The 15,736-nt window shown below is 63.1% G+C and carries 18 protein-coding genes and 1 pseudogene; 7 read left to right on the top strand and 12 right to left on the bottom strand.

The genetic code is table 11. The features are described from left to right. Together C7K55_RS13745 and C7K55_RS14230 are read left to right on the top strand one after the other, a co-directional pair. Positions 1-819 (top strand): annotated as a pseudogene (locus C7K55_RS13745) (hypothetical protein); the annotation flags it as partial. Beyond that, entirely contained in the window at positions 744-1,184 is a 441-nt protein-coding gene (locus C7K55_RS14230; protein ID WP_161956130.1) for a transposase, read from the top strand. The pseudogene C7K55_RS13745 and the gene C7K55_RS14230, both read left to right, overlap by 76 nt. 78 nt (positions 1,185-1,262) lie before the next feature. On the opposite strand, the gene C7K55_RS06285 is transcribed toward C7K55_RS14230, so the two are convergent. Together C7K55_RS06285 and purT are read right to left on the bottom strand one after the other, a co-directional pair. Further along, positions 1,263-2,270 carry an LCP family protein gene (locus C7K55_RS06285; RefSeq protein ID WP_106502583.1) on the bottom strand — a complete coding sequence of 336 codons (1,008 nt, stop codon included), beginning with the start codon at positions 2,268-2,270 and terminating at the stop codon, positions 1,263-1,265. 67 nt (positions 2,271-2,337) lie between these two features. Beyond that, the gene (gene purT / locus C7K55_RS06290) at positions 2,338-3,555 is read right to left on the bottom strand and encodes a formate-dependent phosphoribosylglycinamide formyltransferase (protein ID WP_106502584.1); all 1,218 of its coding nucleotides are present in this window, start codon (positions 3,553-3,555) and stop codon (positions 2,338-2,340) included. A 68-nt stretch (positions 3,556-3,623) separates the two neighbouring features. On the opposite strand from purT, the gene C7K55_RS06295 reads away from it, so the two are divergent. Further along, entirely contained in the window at positions 3,624-3,797 is a 174-nt protein-coding gene (locus C7K55_RS06295; protein WP_193486212.1) for a cytochrome B6, read from the top strand. On the opposite strand, the gene C7K55_RS06300 is transcribed toward C7K55_RS06295, so the two are convergent. The 3 genes from C7K55_RS06300 to C7K55_RS06310 are packed head-to-tail and all read right to left on the bottom strand — an operon-like array spanning position 3,798 to position 5,443. Beyond that, the gene (locus C7K55_RS06300; protein WP_106502585.1) at positions 3,798-4,034 is read right to left on the bottom strand and encodes a hypothetical protein; all 237 of its coding nucleotides are present in this window, start codon (positions 4,032-4,034) and stop codon (positions 3,798-3,800) included. A 22-nt stretch (positions 4,035-4,056) separates the two neighbouring features. After that, positions 4,057-5,127 carry a phospho-N-acetylmuramoyl-pentapeptide-transferase gene (gene mraY / locus C7K55_RS06305; protein ID WP_106502586.1) on the bottom strand — a complete coding sequence of 357 codons (1,071 nt, stop codon included), beginning with the start codon at positions 5,125-5,127 and terminating at the stop codon, positions 4,057-4,059. Between the two features lie 40 nt (positions 5,128-5,167). Then, a complete protein-coding gene (locus C7K55_RS06310; RefSeq protein ID WP_106502587.1) occupies positions 5,168-5,443 on the bottom strand; it encodes a DUF3134 family protein in 276 nt (91 codons plus the stop codon). 90 nt (positions 5,444-5,533) lie between these two features. Between C7K55_RS06310 and C7K55_RS06315 the strand changes: the two genes are divergently transcribed. Next, positions 5,534-5,767, top strand: coding sequence for a hypothetical protein (locus C7K55_RS06315; protein ID WP_106502588.1), 234 nt, complete (start codon positions 5,534-5,536; stop codon positions 5,765-5,767). An 18-nt stretch (positions 5,768-5,785) separates the two neighbouring features. After that, complete coding sequence (locus C7K55_RS06320; protein ID WP_106502589.1) at positions 5,786-6,994, top strand: argininosuccinate synthase; 1,209 nt, start codon at positions 5,786-5,788, stop codon at positions 6,992-6,994. Here C7K55_RS06320 and C7K55_RS06325 read toward each other — a convergent pair. From C7K55_RS06325 to C7K55_RS06340, 4 genes are all read right to left on the bottom strand, one after another. Beyond that, a complete protein-coding gene (locus C7K55_RS06325; RefSeq protein WP_106502590.1) occupies positions 6,991-7,377 on the bottom strand; it encodes a hypothetical protein in 387 nt (128 codons plus the stop codon). The two genes, C7K55_RS06320 and C7K55_RS06325, sit on opposite strands and share 4 nt — an antisense overlap. A 111-nt stretch (positions 7,378-7,488) precedes the next feature. After that, on the bottom strand, positions 7,489-7,851 hold the full coding sequence (gene rpsF, locus C7K55_RS06330) for a 30S ribosomal protein S6 (RefSeq protein WP_106502591.1): 363 nt from the start codon (positions 7,849-7,851) through the stop codon (positions 7,489-7,491). 78 nt (positions 7,852-7,929) lie between these two features. Next, positions 7,930-8,535, bottom strand: a complete 606-nt coding sequence (locus tag C7K55_RS06335) for a Tic20 family protein (RefSeq protein ID WP_106502592.1) — start codon at positions 8,533-8,535, stop codon at positions 7,930-7,932. Next, on the bottom strand, positions 8,420-9,316 hold the full coding sequence (locus C7K55_RS06340; protein ID WP_106502723.1) for a shikimate dehydrogenase: 897 nt from the start codon (positions 9,314-9,316) through the stop codon (positions 8,420-8,422). The genes C7K55_RS06335 and C7K55_RS06340 overlap by 116 nt, the downstream gene beginning before the upstream one ends. 112 nt (positions 9,317-9,428) lie before the next feature. Here C7K55_RS06340 and dnaK point away from each other — a divergent pair, with 112 nt between their 5' ends. Further along, entirely contained in the window at positions 9,429-11,342 is a 1,914-nt protein-coding gene (gene dnaK, locus C7K55_RS06345; protein ID WP_106502593.1) for a molecular chaperone DnaK, read from the top strand. A gap of 87 nt (positions 11,343-11,429) precedes the next feature. Here dnaK and C7K55_RS06350 read toward each other — a convergent pair whose 3' ends face one another. Then, positions 11,430-12,557 carry an NAD(P)/FAD-dependent oxidoreductase gene (locus C7K55_RS06350; protein WP_106502594.1) on the bottom strand — a complete coding sequence of 376 codons (1,128 nt, stop codon included), beginning with the start codon at positions 12,555-12,557 and terminating at the stop codon, positions 11,430-11,432. Beyond that, positions 12,554-13,108 (bottom strand): photosystem II protein PsbQ, encoded by a 555-nt coding sequence (psbQ, locus tag C7K55_RS06355; RefSeq protein ID WP_106502595.1) that lies wholly within the window; start codon positions 13,106-13,108, stop codon positions 12,554-12,556. The genes C7K55_RS06350 and psbQ overlap by 4 nt, the downstream gene beginning before the upstream one ends. Before the next feature lie 135 nt (positions 13,109-13,243). On the opposite strand from psbQ, the gene purU reads away from it, so the two are divergent. Beyond that, positions 13,244-14,116 (top strand): formyltetrahydrofolate deformylase, encoded by an 873-nt coding sequence (purU, locus tag C7K55_RS06360; RefSeq protein ID WP_106502596.1) that lies wholly within the window; start codon positions 13,244-13,246, stop codon positions 14,114-14,116. A gap of 3 nt (positions 14,117-14,119) precedes the next feature. Here purU and C7K55_RS06365 read toward each other — a convergent pair whose 3' ends face one another. Beyond that, the gene (locus C7K55_RS06365) at positions 14,120-15,673 is read right to left on the bottom strand and encodes a B12-binding domain-containing radical SAM protein (RefSeq protein WP_193486216.1); all 1,554 of its coding nucleotides are present in this window, start codon (positions 15,671-15,673) and stop codon (positions 14,120-14,122) included. Positions 15,674-15,736: the final 63 nt, after the last annotated feature.

Consider the following 15,736-nt stretch of genomic DNA (forward strand, 5'->3'; position numbering starts at 1 on the left):
GAAGGCAACCAGCAGGCAACGGACGACCTCGGGAAAGCTGCAGATGGGCCAGAGGATAAGAACTGGGGAACGCTAAGTATACATGCATCGTGCAAGACAGCCGACATCACCTATCCGACTGATCTCAAGTTGCTTAATGAGGCGAGGGCCTCAACCGAGCAGATCATTGATGATCTGTACAGCCAACACTCAAAACTTCACATACACAAGCCCAGATATGATCGTGGTAGGGCACGTGCTGCTTTTCTGAATGTAGCCAAATCGAAAAAGCCACGGCGACGCAAAATAAAAGCCGCCATTCGCCGTCAGCTTGACTATCTGCAGCGGAATCTTGATGCCATCGACGCCCTGATCACATCTGGTGCAATGCTTTCGGGCTTGAAGACCCATTGGTGGCACAAGCTTCTTGTGATCAGCGAGCTGCACCGCCAGCAAAGCATCCTGTTGCACTCCAAGACGCGCAGCATGCCCGATCGCATTGTGAACTTGGTTCGGAGACACGTACGGCCCATTGTTCGAGGCAATGCGAGAGCTGCTGTTGAGTTTGGCACCAAGATTAGTGTGTCTGTGCGAAACGGCTTTGCTTTCCTGCACAGGATTAGCTGGGATCCATACAATGAGGCTGAAGACTTAATCCCACAAGCCAAGAAATATAAGCAAGAGTATGGATGCTACCCCGAGCGAATCTGCTCAGATCGCATCTACATCAATACCAAGAGCCGAACTTCTGCACGCGGAACGATATGCGGCTATCTGGTAAGCGATTGGGGAGGCCGCCGAAGAATGCAGAGATCAGTGCTGCACAAAAGCAGCAGCTAAGCGCAGACCAGCGAAGGCGAAACGAAGTGGAAGGATGCTTTGGATCAGGAATGAGAAAGTATTCACTAGATTTGATTATGGCTCGGCTGAGCAAAGGTGCAGAAAACTCGATTTCCATGGCCTTTGTGGTGATGTGCGCAGAGAAGATCCGGAGGCTCCTCCGCCTCTTTTTATCACTATTTTTGCCTGGTTATGCAACTGGAAATGGCCAGGTTGTCTCTGGATGGGACTCAGGAACATTTGGCAGTTTGAAACACACAAATCACTGGCCACTGGATAACCGTGAGTTTGGGCTGCCTACACCCTGCTATTTGGCTGCAATCGAATCCAGCGTGCGGTTCGCCTTTTCAGGAGTCCCCAATTAGCAGGAGCCCAGTACCGACGCAAAGCAAGCGATTTAGCGTGATTGCGATGGCCATGCCCAGACCAGGTCCAACACCAACCTATGGGCTGATTTGGTCGCTGCCAACCCCGGCGTAGTGGCTATTGCCGTTGGGCATCCAGTAACTGAGGTCGTTGTGCCAGAACAGGCGGCCAGGAAGCTGCTGGGTGCTCAGTTTGGTGCTGGCCATCGCAGAGATCAGCTGGCCCATCTCCACTGGCGAAAGATCGGTTTTGATGTCTTCGCCGGCGACTTTCAGCAGTTCCGGTAGCTGGGCTAGGGTGGAGGGATGGGCTAGTTTGGAAAAAACCTTTGCCAGCACTAGTTTCTGGCGCTCCATCCGGCCTAGATCGCCCATTTCGTCATGGCGGAAGCGCAGGAAGCCCTCCAATTGCTCCCCTTTCAGCACCTGCACTCCTGGATAGAGGTCGATGTATAGGTTCTGGGCATTATCTACGTAATACATCCGCTTAGGCACATCAACTTCCACGCCGCCAATGGCATCGGCTAGGTGCTCCACAGCGCGCATATTCACCCGCACATAGCGATCCACTGGAGCATTCAGCAGGCTGGTGAGCTCCTGTTTAAGGGCACCCATGCCGCCAAATGCATAGAGGGCATTGGCTTTAATTACGCCGAACTCGGCCGATTCCACGAAGGTGTCGCGCGGCACCTGGGTGAGCTTGGTGACACCGTCTTTGAGCTGCACCGTGAACATCACATCGGTGTTTTCGCCCACCTTGTCTGTGCCAATCACAAGAACGCGCCGGTTGCTGCCCCCGAATGGGTTGATCAGGCTGCTGAGCTGGCTGGGTCCGTGCAACATGGCTGCCCAAACCCCTGAGGCCATTTGCGGCAGGGGCCCGGCAAGTCCATAGCCCAGGCCGATACCTAGTAAGAAGGCCAGAACTGGCGGTTTGCGTCGTCGAGGATTTGGAGCTGTTTGGGGTTTGATGTTGGTGGTTGGCGCTGCTTGACGCAGCTCGCGACGGTTGCGCAGGTCGGTGACCACAGCCCCGCGGCTGCTTTCGCGTCGGCTGCGACGCGGGCGGGGCTGGGCCTGGCTCATATCGGCTCCTATTCAGCGCACCTTAAGGGCCGGATCCCTGCTGCACCAGGGGGTGAGCGCCGCTTGTTCAGCTGGAGGCCCGCACCTGGATGTGGGCTGCGGCCGTGTCTGCTTTGCGGCGGGCCTCCTCCTCACTGCTGCCGCGGGCCAGGGCTACGCCCATGCGCCGCTGGGGCCGGGCGTGTTGCTTGCCGAAAAGCAGCACCTCCGTATCGGTTTCGCTGAGGGCCTGCGCTACGCCGCTATAGGAGACCTCGGCTCCGTCGCTGTTGGCCAGAATTACCCGGCTGGCAGCTGCTCCCAGGCTTTGGATCGACGGGATCGGCAGGCCCAGCACCGCCCGCAGGTGTAGTTCGAATTCGCTCAGGTTCTGGCCAACCATCGTCACCAGGCCGGTGTCATGGGGGCGCGGTGAGAGCTCGGAGAAAACCACCTCAAGTTCATCTGGCTGACCGGCGCTGCTGCTGGACTTTTTGCATAGGAAAAATTCAACGCCAAACAGGCCGGCGCCGCCCAGGTTGTCGGTGAGGCCGCGGGCCATGACCTGGGCTGCCTCTAGAGCGGCGGCTGGCATCTGGGCTGGCTGCCAGCTGCACTGGTAGTCGCCCCGCTCCTGGATGTGGCCGATCGGCGGGCAGAAGAGCGTTGGCCCTTGCCATTGCTTCACGGTGAGCAGGGTTATTTCGAGCTCGAAGTGCAGGAACTCCTCCACGATCACCAGCTCCCCGGCACCTCGGGCACCCGCCATCGCGTTCTCCCAGGCGGCGGCAATTTCTTCTGGACCCCGCACCACGCTTTGGCCCTTACCCGAGGAGCTCATCACCGGTTTGACCACCACGGGCCAGCCCAGGCCGGCAGCGGCGCTTGCCAGATCACTGGCGTTGCCGGCGTAGGCAAAGCGGGCTGTGCGCAGCCCCAGCTCAGTGGTTGCCAGGTCGCGGATGCGGTCGCGATTCATGGTCACGGCCGTGGCCCGGGCTGTGGGAATCACGCAGATGCCTTCCGCCTCCAGCTGCGCGAGGGCATCAACCGCAAGAGCTTCTATCTCTGGAATCACCAGATCGGGCCGGTGCTGGCGCACCACCGCCTTGAGGGCTTCTGGGTCGGTCATGGCGACCACCTCAGCGACATCAGCCACCTGCATGGCCGGGGCGTTGGCGTAGCGATCCACTGCGATCACCCGGCAGCCAAGCCGCTGGGCTGCGATGGCCACCTCCTTACCAAGCTCACCGCTGCCGAGCAGCATCAAGGTGGCCGGAAGAGTGGCAGGGGTGGGAAAGGTCATGGTGGTCGCCCGGATCGCGGGCAGGACAGCAAGATGGAACTGATCTTTTTGCACACCGGGGCGCGTTGATGGCTTGGCTGTTGGGATTGCCCTTGGGTTTCAGTACGGCTGGGGACGCTGCCAACGGCCTGTTATTTGGCTGGGACATCGCCACCTTGCAGAAATGGGCCCTGATCTACCTAGGTCTTTCATCCCTGGCTTTTGTGGTGGTGTGGCTGGTGGGCTATTTGCGTCGAAACTGATTAGTTCAGCAACGTCAGCTGTCGCACCGGCGATTCCTCGTTGATGAAGCCATAGGCCTCAAATACGTTTGGATCGGGGTGGGTGATGTGCTGGCCATCGCTGTGGCGCTCCAGCTGAAAGCCCTCGCTGGCCATGCGGCGCATCAGGGCAGCGGCCTCCTCGAAGCGGGCAGCCATGGCGGCCAGGCTGGCGCAGTCGGAGCTGAGGCCGGTTTCCTTCCAGGTGAAGTAAGCCATGGGTGATAAGCGAGGGCAGGGCTTAGGGCAACAGCACTAAACCCAATCCCACCAGTAGCAGGCTGGCGAGCCAAAAGCGGATTACGACCACTTGTTCGTTGAGCCCACCAAGCTCGAAGTGGTGGTGCAGCGGCGCCATCTTGAACAGGCGCCGGCCCTGGCCCGTGGCTGGGTCTTTGGTGGCCTTGAACACCCACACCTGCAGGATCACCGACAGCGATTCCGCTAGGAAGACGCCGCCCATCAGCAGCAGGGGCCAGAGGCTATTGGAGAGCAAGGCGACGGCGCTGAGGGCTGCGCCCATGGCCAGCGAGCCGGTGTCGCCCATGAACACTCGAGCCGGGTGGCGGTTGTGGACGAGAAAGCCCAGCCAGCAGCCAGCCAGCGCGGCGCAGAAACCGGCCATAGCCGCATCGCCTTCATGGCCGCGCAGCATCAGCTGCAGCCCCATGCCTGTGAACACCACGGCGCCGCAGCCTGCGGCCAGGCCGTCGAGGCCATCGGTGAGGTTGGTGGCGTTGCTTTCGGCCATAAACACAAACAACCCCAGCGGCCAGATCAGCAAACCGATCGGCAGCACCCAGCCCAGGGGCAGGGCGATGTCGCCGGGAGAGGCCCCACCCAGCCACTGGCCCGCTGCGGCCCAGATCAGAAACAACAGGGCCGCGCCGGCCTGGAGCAGCAATTTTCCCCGGGGCGTGAGGCCCGTGTTGGTGCGGCGGGTGAGGCTGCGCCAGTCATCGATGGCCCCGATCGCCATGTAGGCCAGGGTTACGGCGGCAACAGCAAGCAGGCGGGGATCGCTTGGGCTCAGCAGGCCGCCCACCAGCACCCCCACGGGCACCGCCAGCAGTCCGCCCATGGTGGGTGTGCCTGCCTTGCTGAGGTGGCCCTGGGGCCCCTCTGCGCGAATCACCTGACCGAGCTTGAGCTGCCGCAGTCGCGGCACCCCCCAACCGGTGACTCCAGCGCTGATCAGGCCGGCAACTAGCAGCGGCAAGGTGAGCTGGGGCGCGCCGCTAAGCCAGTCGCACAGCAGACAGGCCAGCAACAACAAACTGCTGAGTAGGGCAGCCGGGGTCGAAACAACCAAGGGAAAGGGACGGCGACCGCCCCAGTTTCCCCTGCGGAACTCAGTCTTCCCAGTCTTCGTCCTGTTGTTCGTCGTCCTTGTTGTAGTCCTCCTTCTCGCCCATCAGGGCGGAAAGCTCCTCCTCTTCCACCGTGCTCACTTCGGTGCTGGCGGTTTCTTCATCCGCCACCAGGCGGCCACTGCTCTCAAGCCAGCTCAGCAGATCGGGCTCATCGCGCAGGGGCAGCACCGGAGCTGGATCGCTGCGCCGGTAGCGGGTCAGCGAGGGATTGATTGTGTCGAGTCGACTGCTGTCACTGGTCGCGAGTGTGCTCATGCGTGCGCCTACCGGTAGCTAGGTCTGGGGCTAGGCCCATACAGACCAATCAGTCACCATAGCTGCAAAGCAAATGCAGCCCTCGAGCCCATGCCCACCAGCAGCCAAAAGGCCAGCCCCCTTGCCGGGGTGCTGAGGGTCTGGGCCCTGGCCCTGGCCATCAGTGCCGCGCTGGCCGCAGCGGGCGAGCGTTGGCCCCAGCCGTTGCCCCTGCAGCAGGGGGTGGTGTGGTTGCTGGTGGGCCTGCCGCCCCTGCTAGTGGGGTTGTGGTTGCTGACCCACTGGTCCCTGCCACACCCCGACAGGGGAGAATCGAGCAACTAAACGCATGGAGAGGCGTTGATGGGTCGGGCGAAGAAGGCGGTGCTGGCCTATTCCGGCGGCGTAGACACCAGTGTCTGCATTCCCTACCTGAAGCAGGAGTGGGGCGTGGAGGAGGTGATCACCTTCGCCGCCGACCTGGGCCAGGGCGACGAGCTGGAGCCGATTCGCCAGAAGGCGCTCGATTCAGGGGCCAGCCAGTCGATCGTGGGTGACCTGATCGAGCCCTTCATCACCGAATTCGCCTTCCCGGCTATTCGGGCTAACGCCCTTTATGAAGGCCGCTATCCCCTCTCCACAGCCCTGGCCCGGCCCCTGATCGCCCGGCGACTGGTGGAGATTGCCCGCGAGGTGGGCGCCGATGCGGTGGCCCACGGCTGCACGGGCAAGGGCAACGATCAGGTGCGCTTCGATGTGGCCATCGGCGCCCTCGCCCCCGACCTCAAGGTGCTCACCCCGGCGCGGGAGTGGGGCATGAGCCGCGAGCAAACCATCGCCTACGGCGAGCGCTGTGGCATTCCCTCGCCGGTGAGCAAGAAATCGCCCTATTCGATCGACCTCAACCTGCTGGGCCGCTCGATCGAAGCCGGCCCCCTCGAGGATCCCAACGTGGAGCCGCCCGAGGAGATCTACGCCATGACCGTGTCAGTGGCTGCGGCGCCGGATCAGGCCCAGACCATTGAGATCGGCTTTGAGCAGGGCAACCCGGTGAGCATCGACGGCCTGCGCCTCGATCCGGTGAGCATGATCCGCCAGGCAAATGCCCTGGCCGGCAGCCACGGCTTCGGCCGCCTCGACATGGTCGAAAACCGGGTGGTAGGTATCAAAAGCAGGGAGATCTATGAAACCCCTGGCCTGCTGCTGTTGATTAAGGCCCACCAGGAGCTGGAGAGCCTCACCCTGGCGGCCGATGTGCTGCGCACTAAGCGCCAGCTTGAGCAGCAGTGGGCGGATCTGGTGTATCAGGGCCTTTGGTATGGCCCGCTCAAGGATGCGCTTGATGGCTTCATGGAGCGCACCCAGCAAACCGTGAACGGCACGGTGCGGCTGAAGTTGCACAAGGGCAATGCCACCGTGGTTGGCCGTAGCAGTGCCAGCCACAGCCTCTATGATCCCGATATGGCCACCTACGGCGCCGAAGATCAATTCGACCACAAGGCTGCCGAGGGCTTTATCTACGTGTGGGGTCTGCCCACCCGCCTCTGGGCGGCCAATCAGCGCCGGCGCTAGGGCTCCTGGTTCGGGCTGAAGCCGAAGGCATGGAGTAGGGCTTGGCGCAGTCGTGGTCTGGCAGGCTTCTGCTGGGGCAGCAGCAGACGCTGGGTACTCGTATCGCTGCCAGGCTGTAACTGCAGCAGGTGCTGGCTCAGGTTGGCGTTGTCGCTGAGCAGCCGCTGTTGCTGGTCGAGCATCGGCTGCAATCGCTGCTGAAATTTGTCTTCAAAGAGGCCGGGTAGGTCTTCGAGCAGGGCCTGCATGGCCAGAAGCTCTTCCCGAGTTTTGGCAAGTTCCTGTTCCAGCTCGTTTTGGCGCTCTTGCTGCTGCTGCCACGAAAAAACCGAAGTGACAGACGGCTGCCACTTCGGTGCTGGTGGTATGGCGTCAGGCTCCATCGGCGGAGATTACGAGCGGGCCCAATTTTTTACAAGCCAGGCCTGTATTAGCTCCGCACCTATCTGGATTCCCAAAGTTAAACTGAATACTCAGGTCAAACTGGGTCCCGGTCAGACGGTGGCTGGTTCCATGGGAGCGGCTTCAGTGCTGGCGCCGGGCAGGGTGCGTGGTGCCGGCATCGGGCCGTCTTGCTTGACGGTGAGATAGCGAATCACATCTTCCGAAAGACGCATGGCCCGCTCCAGCGGACCTACCTGCTGGCCGTCGCCGTTGTGGTTGAGCTGCACATAGATGCCCTCGCGGTGCTTGGCGATGGAATAGGCCAGGCGGCGCTTGCCGCGCATCTGGCAATCCAGCACTTCACCACCGGATTCGGTGACCAGATCGCGGTACTTGGCGACATGGGTTTCCACCTCTTCCTCCGGAATATCCGGACGAAGGATGTACATGGTCTCGTAGTAGGGCTGCGTCATGGTCGCTTCGGGGTTGTCGCCTCAGGAATTGGGGCAGCGGCCGGCGGGCTGATGCCCACCAGCGACGGATCAAACACCTTACAGCTGCATCCGAACGGCTTCCGAGAGGCTGGGAATATCGGCTTCCTTACCCCGCAGGTTTTGCACTACAGCAAACAGCACCAGCACCAAAATGCCGATAAAAACTGTGTTGCTGAGGGTTCTGCCGACGAAGTCCAGGGCGCCGAGCTGCAGCACCTGGAAGGCCAGGCTCACCAGCACCACCACGATGTCGATCAGGATCGCCTGCAGCACGTTGAAGCGGATCACGTAGGGCACCTTGTTGTTGCGCACCACCGCCAGGAACAGCACTAGGAAAAGCACCAGCCCGCCAAAGGGCACCGCCTGCTCCAGCAGGGCGATCGGCAGGATCGGCACCCCAAGCCACTGCAGCGCCGGGAACAGGCCGAACAGCCCCCGACCGAAGGAGAAGGCGTCGCTCCAGGGCAACAGGTAGGCCAGGGCCGCCAGCACTCGCTGCCAGATCGGGGGATCCTGCATGGATGGAGAAACTTCCAGGGCCTTCAGGCTAGGGGCCCAGCTGGGCCAGGGCTGCCGCGCGCATCGCTGCCACCGGCACTTGCTCAAGTCCGCTCCAGCGCCGCAGGGAGGCGGCCCCCTGCTGCACCAGCATCTCCAGGCCATCTAGGCCCCGGCAGCCCCGCTGGCTCGCCGCCAGCAGCAGGGCCGTGGGTCTGGGTGTGTAGATCAGGTCGTACACGGTGGAGCCCGGTTGCAGGGCTTCCAGTTCGCCGGGGCTGAGGGGGCAGTGCCGGGCCGCATCTGGATTGCCGGCAGCAGCCATGCCCACGGGTGTGGTGTTGACCACTAGGTCTGCCAGGGCCAGGGCCTCGGCTAGGGCCGCGCTGCCCTCAGCCCATTCCAGCCCCCGCAGTTGGGGCGCCCAGCTGTGGCAGGTGGCCAGCAGGGCCGCGAGGCGATCGCTGCTGCGGCCTGCCATGGCGATCGAGCTGCAGCCCAGTTCCACCAGGGCTGCCACCACAGCCCGGGCACTGCCGCCACAGCCCAGCACCACCGCTCGCCGCCCCTGCCAGTTCTGCTCAGTGCTGCGTAGGGGAGCCAAGAAGCCCTCCACATCTGTGTTTTCCCCCAGCCAGCCCCCCTGCTGGTGCCGCACCAAGGTGTTCACCGCACCCACCCGTTGCGCCAGGGGCGAGAGGCTGCGGCAGAGGCCAGCCACGGCCTGCTTGTGGGGCAGGGTCACGTTGAGACCGCGGCAGTCAATGGCCTCCAGCCCTTGCACCACCACCGCCAGCTGGTCTGCCCTGGTGGGCATGGCCAAGTACACCCAGTTGAGCCCCAGCTCCGCCAGGGCGGCGTTGTGCATTGCCGGCGATAGGGAGTGGCGCACCGGATCCCCGAGAACCCCAGCAAGGGCAGTGCTTCCGGAGATCGGCTGGGGCATGAAGGTGGGCTGGCTGGCTGGACCTGTTCGGGAACCACCCCTCGCCTGGGATGGCCCCAGCTGCTGAAGATGCTCCCAGTCAGATCCACTCACCGTAAGGAGTTAGTAACCCATGGGCAAGGTTGTTGGCATTGATTTAGGCACCACAAACAGCTGTGTCGCCGTTATGGAGGGCGGCAAGCCCACCGTGATTGCCAACGCTGAAGGGTTTCGCACCACACCCTCCGTGGTGGCATACACCAAAAACCAGGATCAGCTGGTGGGCCAAATCGCTAAGCGTCAGGCGGTGATGAACCCGGAGAATACCTTCTATTCGGTGAAGCGCTTCATCGGACGTCGCGTTGATGAAGTCAACGAAGAATCGAAGGAAGTGAGCTATGGCGTTGAAAAGGCCGGCGCCAATGTGAAGGTGAAGTGCCCCGTTCTCAATAAGCAGTTCGCCCCCGAGGAGGTGAGCGCCCAGGTGTTGCGCAAGCTCGCCGAAGACGCTGGCAAGTATCTCGGAGAGACGGTGACCCAAGCGGTGATCACCGTTCCCGCCTATTTCAATGACTCCCAGCGCCAAGCCACCAAGGACGCCGGCAAAATCGCTGGCCTTGAGGTGCTGCGCATCATCAACGAGCCGACTGCGGCTGCCTTGGCCTACGGCCTCGATCGCAAGAGCAATGAGCGCATCTTGGTGTTTGACCTGGGCGGCGGCACCTTCGACGTCTCCGTGCTCGAGGTGGGCGACGGTGTGTTCGAGGTGCTCTCCACTTCCGGTGACACCCACCTGGGCGGCGATGACTTTGACAAGGTGATCGTTGATTACCTGGCCGCCAGCTTTAAAGCCAATGAGGGCATTGATCTGCGCCAGGACAAGCAGGCGCTGCAGCGTCTCACCGAAGCGGCAGAGAAGGCCAAAATCGAGCTTTCAAGCGCTACCCAGAGCGAAATCAACCTGCCGTTCATTACGGCCACCCCAGAGGGTCCTAAGCACCTCGACCTCACCCTCACCCGGGCCAAGTTTGAGGAGTTGGCTTCCAAACTGATCGACCGTTGCCGCGTGCCGGTGGAGCAGGCCCTTAAGGACGCCAAGCTCTCTTCTGCTGAACTCGATGAAATCGTGATGGTGGGTGGCTCCACCCGCATCCCGGCGGTGCTTGAGCTGGTCAAGCGGGTTACCGGCAAGGACCCCAACCAAACCGTCAACCCAGATGAAGTGGTGGCCGTTGGTGCCGCGATTCAGGGCGGTGTGTTGGCCGGTGAGGTCAAGGACATCCTGCTGTTGGACGTCACCCCCCTGTCCCTTGGCGTTGAGACTCTTGGCGGCGTGATGACCAAGATGATCACCCGCAACACCACCATCCCCACCAAGAAAACCGAGGTGTATTCCACGGCGGTGGATGGTCAGACCAACGTGGAGATCCACGTGCTCCAAGGTGAGCGCGAGATGGCCAGCGACAACAAGTCGCTCGGCACCTTCCGCCTCGACGGCATTCCTCCTTCACCCCGCGGCGTGCCCCAGATCGAGGTCACCTTCGATATCGATGCCAATGGCATCCTCAGCGTCACCGCTAAGGACAAGGGCAGCGGCAAGGAGCAGAGCATCTCGATCACCGGAGCCTCCACCCTCAGCGACAACGAGGTGGAGAAGATGGTCAAGGATGCCGAGACCAACGCTGCTACCGATAAGGAGAAGCGCGAGAAGATCGACCTGAAGAACCAGGCCGAAACCCTCGTTTATCAGTCGGAGAAGCAGCTCGGCGAGCTCGGCGACAAGGTGGGCGCTGAGGACAAGGCCAAGGTGGATTCCTCCTCCGTCAAGCTCAAGGAGGCGATCGCTAAGGAAGACTTCGACACCATGAAGTCTGAGCTCGAGATCCTGCAGCAGGCCCTTTATGCCGCTGGTGCCGCCGTGTACCAGCAGGCTGCAGGAGCTGAGGCAGGCGGCGCGGCCCCTGGGGGCAATGGTGCTGGTGCCGATGCGGCTAGCTCTGCCTCCAGCGACGACGTGATCGACGCTGAATTCACCGAGAGCAAGTGATCAGAATCACTGAGCGCATTTAGGTGATCTTTATTTAGCCCTCCGTAAGGGGGGCTTTTTGCTGGACTCAGGGGCCTGGCTGGTTTGTCAGCCTTGCTCCAGCTGGTCGGCCACCCATTCCGCTGTTGCCGGTGCCAGCAGCACGCCATTGCGGTAGTGGCCGCTGGCCAGCACCAGGCCTGGCTCCAGTTGCTCGAGCAGGGGCGCAGGGCGGCCGATCGGATGGGGCCTGTGGCCCTGCCACTGGCGCACCACTTTGGCCTGTTGCAGCCACTCTGGCGCGGCACCACCTAGCTGTTGCAGGTTGGCGAGGGCGGCCGGATCGGCTTGATCGCCAGGCTCCAGGGTGGCCCCAAGCCAAAGCTTGCCGCTGGCACGGGGCACCAGGTTGAGTCGCTGCCATACCACTGCCCCAGGCCAGGAGAGTGCCCCAGGCCAGGGTCTGGCGCCGTTCCAGTTTGTGGGGAGTGGCAACTCCAGTTCCAGGGCCTGGCCTAACACCGGCTCCATGGGCACCTGGTGGCCTATGTCCGCCAGCAGAGCGGTACTGGCCCCCCCGGCGCTCAGCGCCAAAGCATCCACCTTCAGAAGCTCGCCGCGGCGAGTGTGCACGCTCCAGCCACCGGGGCGTTGCTCGAGGCGCTCAACCCAATCGCAGCAGGTCTGCAGACCCAGCCGCAGGCCATCGGCTAGCAGGGCTGCGAGGGCGGGCCCGGGATCCAGCTGCCCGTCGGCCGGGGAGTAGAGCCCGCCCAGGGCTCCGATCGGCAGGGCTGGAGCCAGGGCGTCAAGCCGGGGCTGGTCCCAGAGCTCCAAGGCAAATCCCTGCTGCCGCCGGCTTGCCACCAACTGGCGCTGGCGCTCCAGTTCCTCAGGCGTGCTGGCCAGCAGCAGCAAGCCGGGCCGCCAGGGCAGCTCCCAGCCCTGGCCCTGCAACTGCTGACGCCATTGGCCCCAGAGCTCCAGGCTGCGTTGACGCAACCGCCAGGCTCGGCCGCTGTTGCGGTGAAACACCTGGGCCATGAGCACCCCCAGGGCCGCCTCGCTGCCTGAGCTGGGGTCGCGCTGGCCGTCCAGGCCAGGATCAATCAGCAAAACTCGGTGGCCACGCTGCAGCAGTAGCCAGGCGCAGGCCCGGCCCACTAAGCCGGCGCCGATTACAGCGATCGAAAGGCGCCTAACGGCTGATCCGACGGGATGGGTCTGCTTAATCAGATCTGCTTGAGGTCTTCCTGCACTTGGGTGGGCAACACCTGGGCATAGAGACCAAAACCGCTCGCCACCTTGATGTAACCCTTACGCAGCTTGTCGCCGTCTTGAAGGCGGGCCGCCTCATCGAGCTGGGCTAGGGCCGTTTTCAGGGCGGTGGCAAGCTTCTCGGCCTCGGGGCGGTCGGCGGGCAGCAGCCTTTGGTTGATGTAGCTCATTTCCCGGCCCACTTCCTGCATGGGGCCGTGGATCAAGTTGGCGGTGAATACCCAGTTGCGTTCATTTACGAGGGCGGCCAACTCGGGCAGGCGGTTGCGGGCTGCCAGGAAGCCCTCGGCTTGGCGCTCGATCAGGGCCATGTCCTCTGGGCTGATGGTCGGCGGCTTCTTGCCCTGGCTGCCGTCACAGGCGCTCAGGCCGAGGCAGAGCACGGTGGCAAGGCAGAGCACCACTAAACGGCGCAGCTGCTGGCCGAAAGCGGTTTGGGTGAAAGCAGTTTTACTGAAAGCAGTTTGGCTGAAAGCAGTGAAAACCGCAGGAATCCGCGCAGAAGCCATCAGCAGGTACCAATACCTTTTCGTGGGCGTGAGTTTATCGGGGCGAGCTGGCTCTTCCGGCCTGTCTGTTGCCCCTCGCAACCTGGCCCTACATGCCGCCGAGGTGCTACCTCTGAACTGACGTTGACCATGGCCATGACTACCGCCACTGCCATCCTGCAGATGATCTGCCCGGATAAACCCGGACTGGTGCGGGAATTGTCTGGCTGGGTGGCGGCTAACGGCGGCAACATCGTGCACGCCGACCACCACAGCGATCAAGGCGCCGGCTTGTTTTTGAGCCGAATCGAGTGGCAGCTTGAGGGTTTCGGGCTGCCGCGGGAGGCGATCTGTCCCACGGCCAGCGCCCTGGCGGAGCGCCTGGGAGGCCAATACAAGGTGAACTTCTCAGATGTGCGCCCGCCGGTGGCGATCTTCGTGAGCAAGCAGGACCACTGCCTGCTGGATTTGCTGTGGCGCACGCGCACGGGCGAGTTGCCGATGCAGGTGCCGCTTGTGATCTCCAACCATCCCGACCTTGGCGCCCTGGCCGAGGAATTTGGGGCCCGCTTTGCCCATGTGCCCATCTCGGCCGCCAACCGGGAGGAGGCTGAGGCACGGCACTTGGAGCTGCTTGCCGAGCACGGCATCGAGCTAGTGATCCTGGCCAAGTACATGCAGGTGCTGACGCCGGCATTTTTGGACAGCTTTGATCCACCGGATGCTTTCCATCGAGTGATCAACATCCACCACTCTTTCCTGCCTGCCTTCCAGGGCGCCCAGCCCTATCACCGGGCCTGGGAGCGGGGCGTGAAGCTGATCGGTGCCACCGGTCACTACGTGACCGAGCAGCTGGATGGGGGGCCGATCATTGCCCAATCCACCGTGCCCGTGGGCCACCGCGATGAGGTCCCCGACCTGATCCGCCTCGGCCGCGACTGCGAACGCCTGGCCCTAGCCCGGGCCGTGCGCTTGCACCTCAAGCGCCAGGTGATGGTTTACCGGGGGCGGACGGCGGTGTTTGCTTGAGGTTCAGGCAGCTTCGCCGAGCGCATCAAGCCTGTGTTTGGCGAGAGTTGCCGCAGGCAGCGGTCCCTCCAGGTGCGCCCAGGGCAGCACCCGCTCGCTGTTCCAGGTGGCGTGGATTACTTCCTCCCAGGCTGGTGGGCTCTCGGGGCCTGAGGTTTGCTCCCGCACCGCCCGATATGCCTGCTTCCAGCCCCCCAGGCTCTCGTGTTTGCCGCGGGCGGCGGCGATCACCGGTGCTAGGCGCCGGTCGCTGCGCGACAGCAGGGCCTGGATCACGCTCCAGCCATAGCTTTCGGGGCGCAGCTCGATGCCCTTGGGCTTGAGCCGCTTGGCCAGCAGCTTGAGTCGCTTGTCGGCTTCGGGCCGCACCCCCTGCCACTGGAACGGGGTGTGGGCCTTGGGCACGAAGCTGCTCACTCCCAGGGTGAGCCTCAGTCCGGGAGTGGCTTTTTTCAGAGCTAGCAGCAGCTCGGCGGTTGCTTCCACATCGGTGTCTTCTTCCGTAGGCAGGCCCACCATTCCGTAGAGCTTCAGGCCCGTGAGCCCGCCCTCCTTGGCGTAGCGGGCTGCTGAGTAGATCTCCTCGCTGCTGAGCTTCTTGTTCACCACCTGGCGCATGCGCTCGCTGCCGCTCTCGATGGCGATCGTGAGCGATTTGCTGCCCCGTTTGGCCAGAATTCGGCCCAGCTCGGCGGTCACGGTGGCGGCCCGCACCGAGCTGACGCTCACCCGCGTGCCTTCAAAGCGGTCCTGGTCGAGCCAGGCCAGCAGGTCGGCGAATTGGGGGTGCTGGGTTACTGAGGCCCCCAGCAATCCAAGGCGTTGGGTGGCGACCAAACCCTTCTCTACCGCTGGGATCAGGCCGTCTTCCAGGCTGGGGGTGCGAAACGGCAGGGTGAGGTAGCTGGCCAGACAGAAGCGGCACAGCTCCGGACAGCTGCGCACCACTTCCACCATGTGGATCGAGGGCCAGGCCGCCTCCGGGGTGATCACAGCCGAGTGGCTCAAGGTGTTGCCGCGCCAGGTCTGCTTGGCCACCGTGGCCGGGATACCCGCTTCTGTTGGCTCCACCGCGAGCAGATCGCCTTCGGGGCTGTAGCGGGGGGCATAGAGGCTGGGCACATAGACGCCGGGTACGGCCGCCAGCTGCCTGAGCCGTTCGGCCCGGGGAGCGTCCCGGCCGGCTTGCAGGGCATCGATGAAGGCTGGCAGCAACAGCTCGCCATCGCCCAGCAACACCACATCAAAAAATGGTGCCAGGGGCTCGGGGTTGGCGGTGAGTACCGGCCCACCGCCGAAAACGATCGGATCGTCGTCGCCGCGCTCGGCCGCCCAGATTGGGATGCGCTGCTGCTCCAGCAGATCCAGCAGCACCGGCCCATCCAGCTCCCAGCTCAGCGACAGGCCAAACAGGTCGCAGTGGCGGTGCGCTGGATCGCCCTGGTCGGTGAATAGGCGGCGTACATCCACATCGGCCCGTTGGGCCAGGGTGGCCCACACCACCTGATACCCCAGGCTGGTGATGCCCACCGTGTAAGTGCTGGGAAAGGCCAGCACGGCACGCAGGGCACCGGCTTCAGCTGGGGCGGGTTCGAACAGCAGGATTTCCTGGTTCAGATG

It is taken from the genome of Cyanobium usitatum str. Tous (genome assembly GCF_003011885.1).
Taxonomy (GTDB): Bacteria; Cyanobacteriota; Cyanobacteriia; order PCC-6307; family Cyanobiaceae; genus Cyanobium_A; species Cyanobium_A usitatum.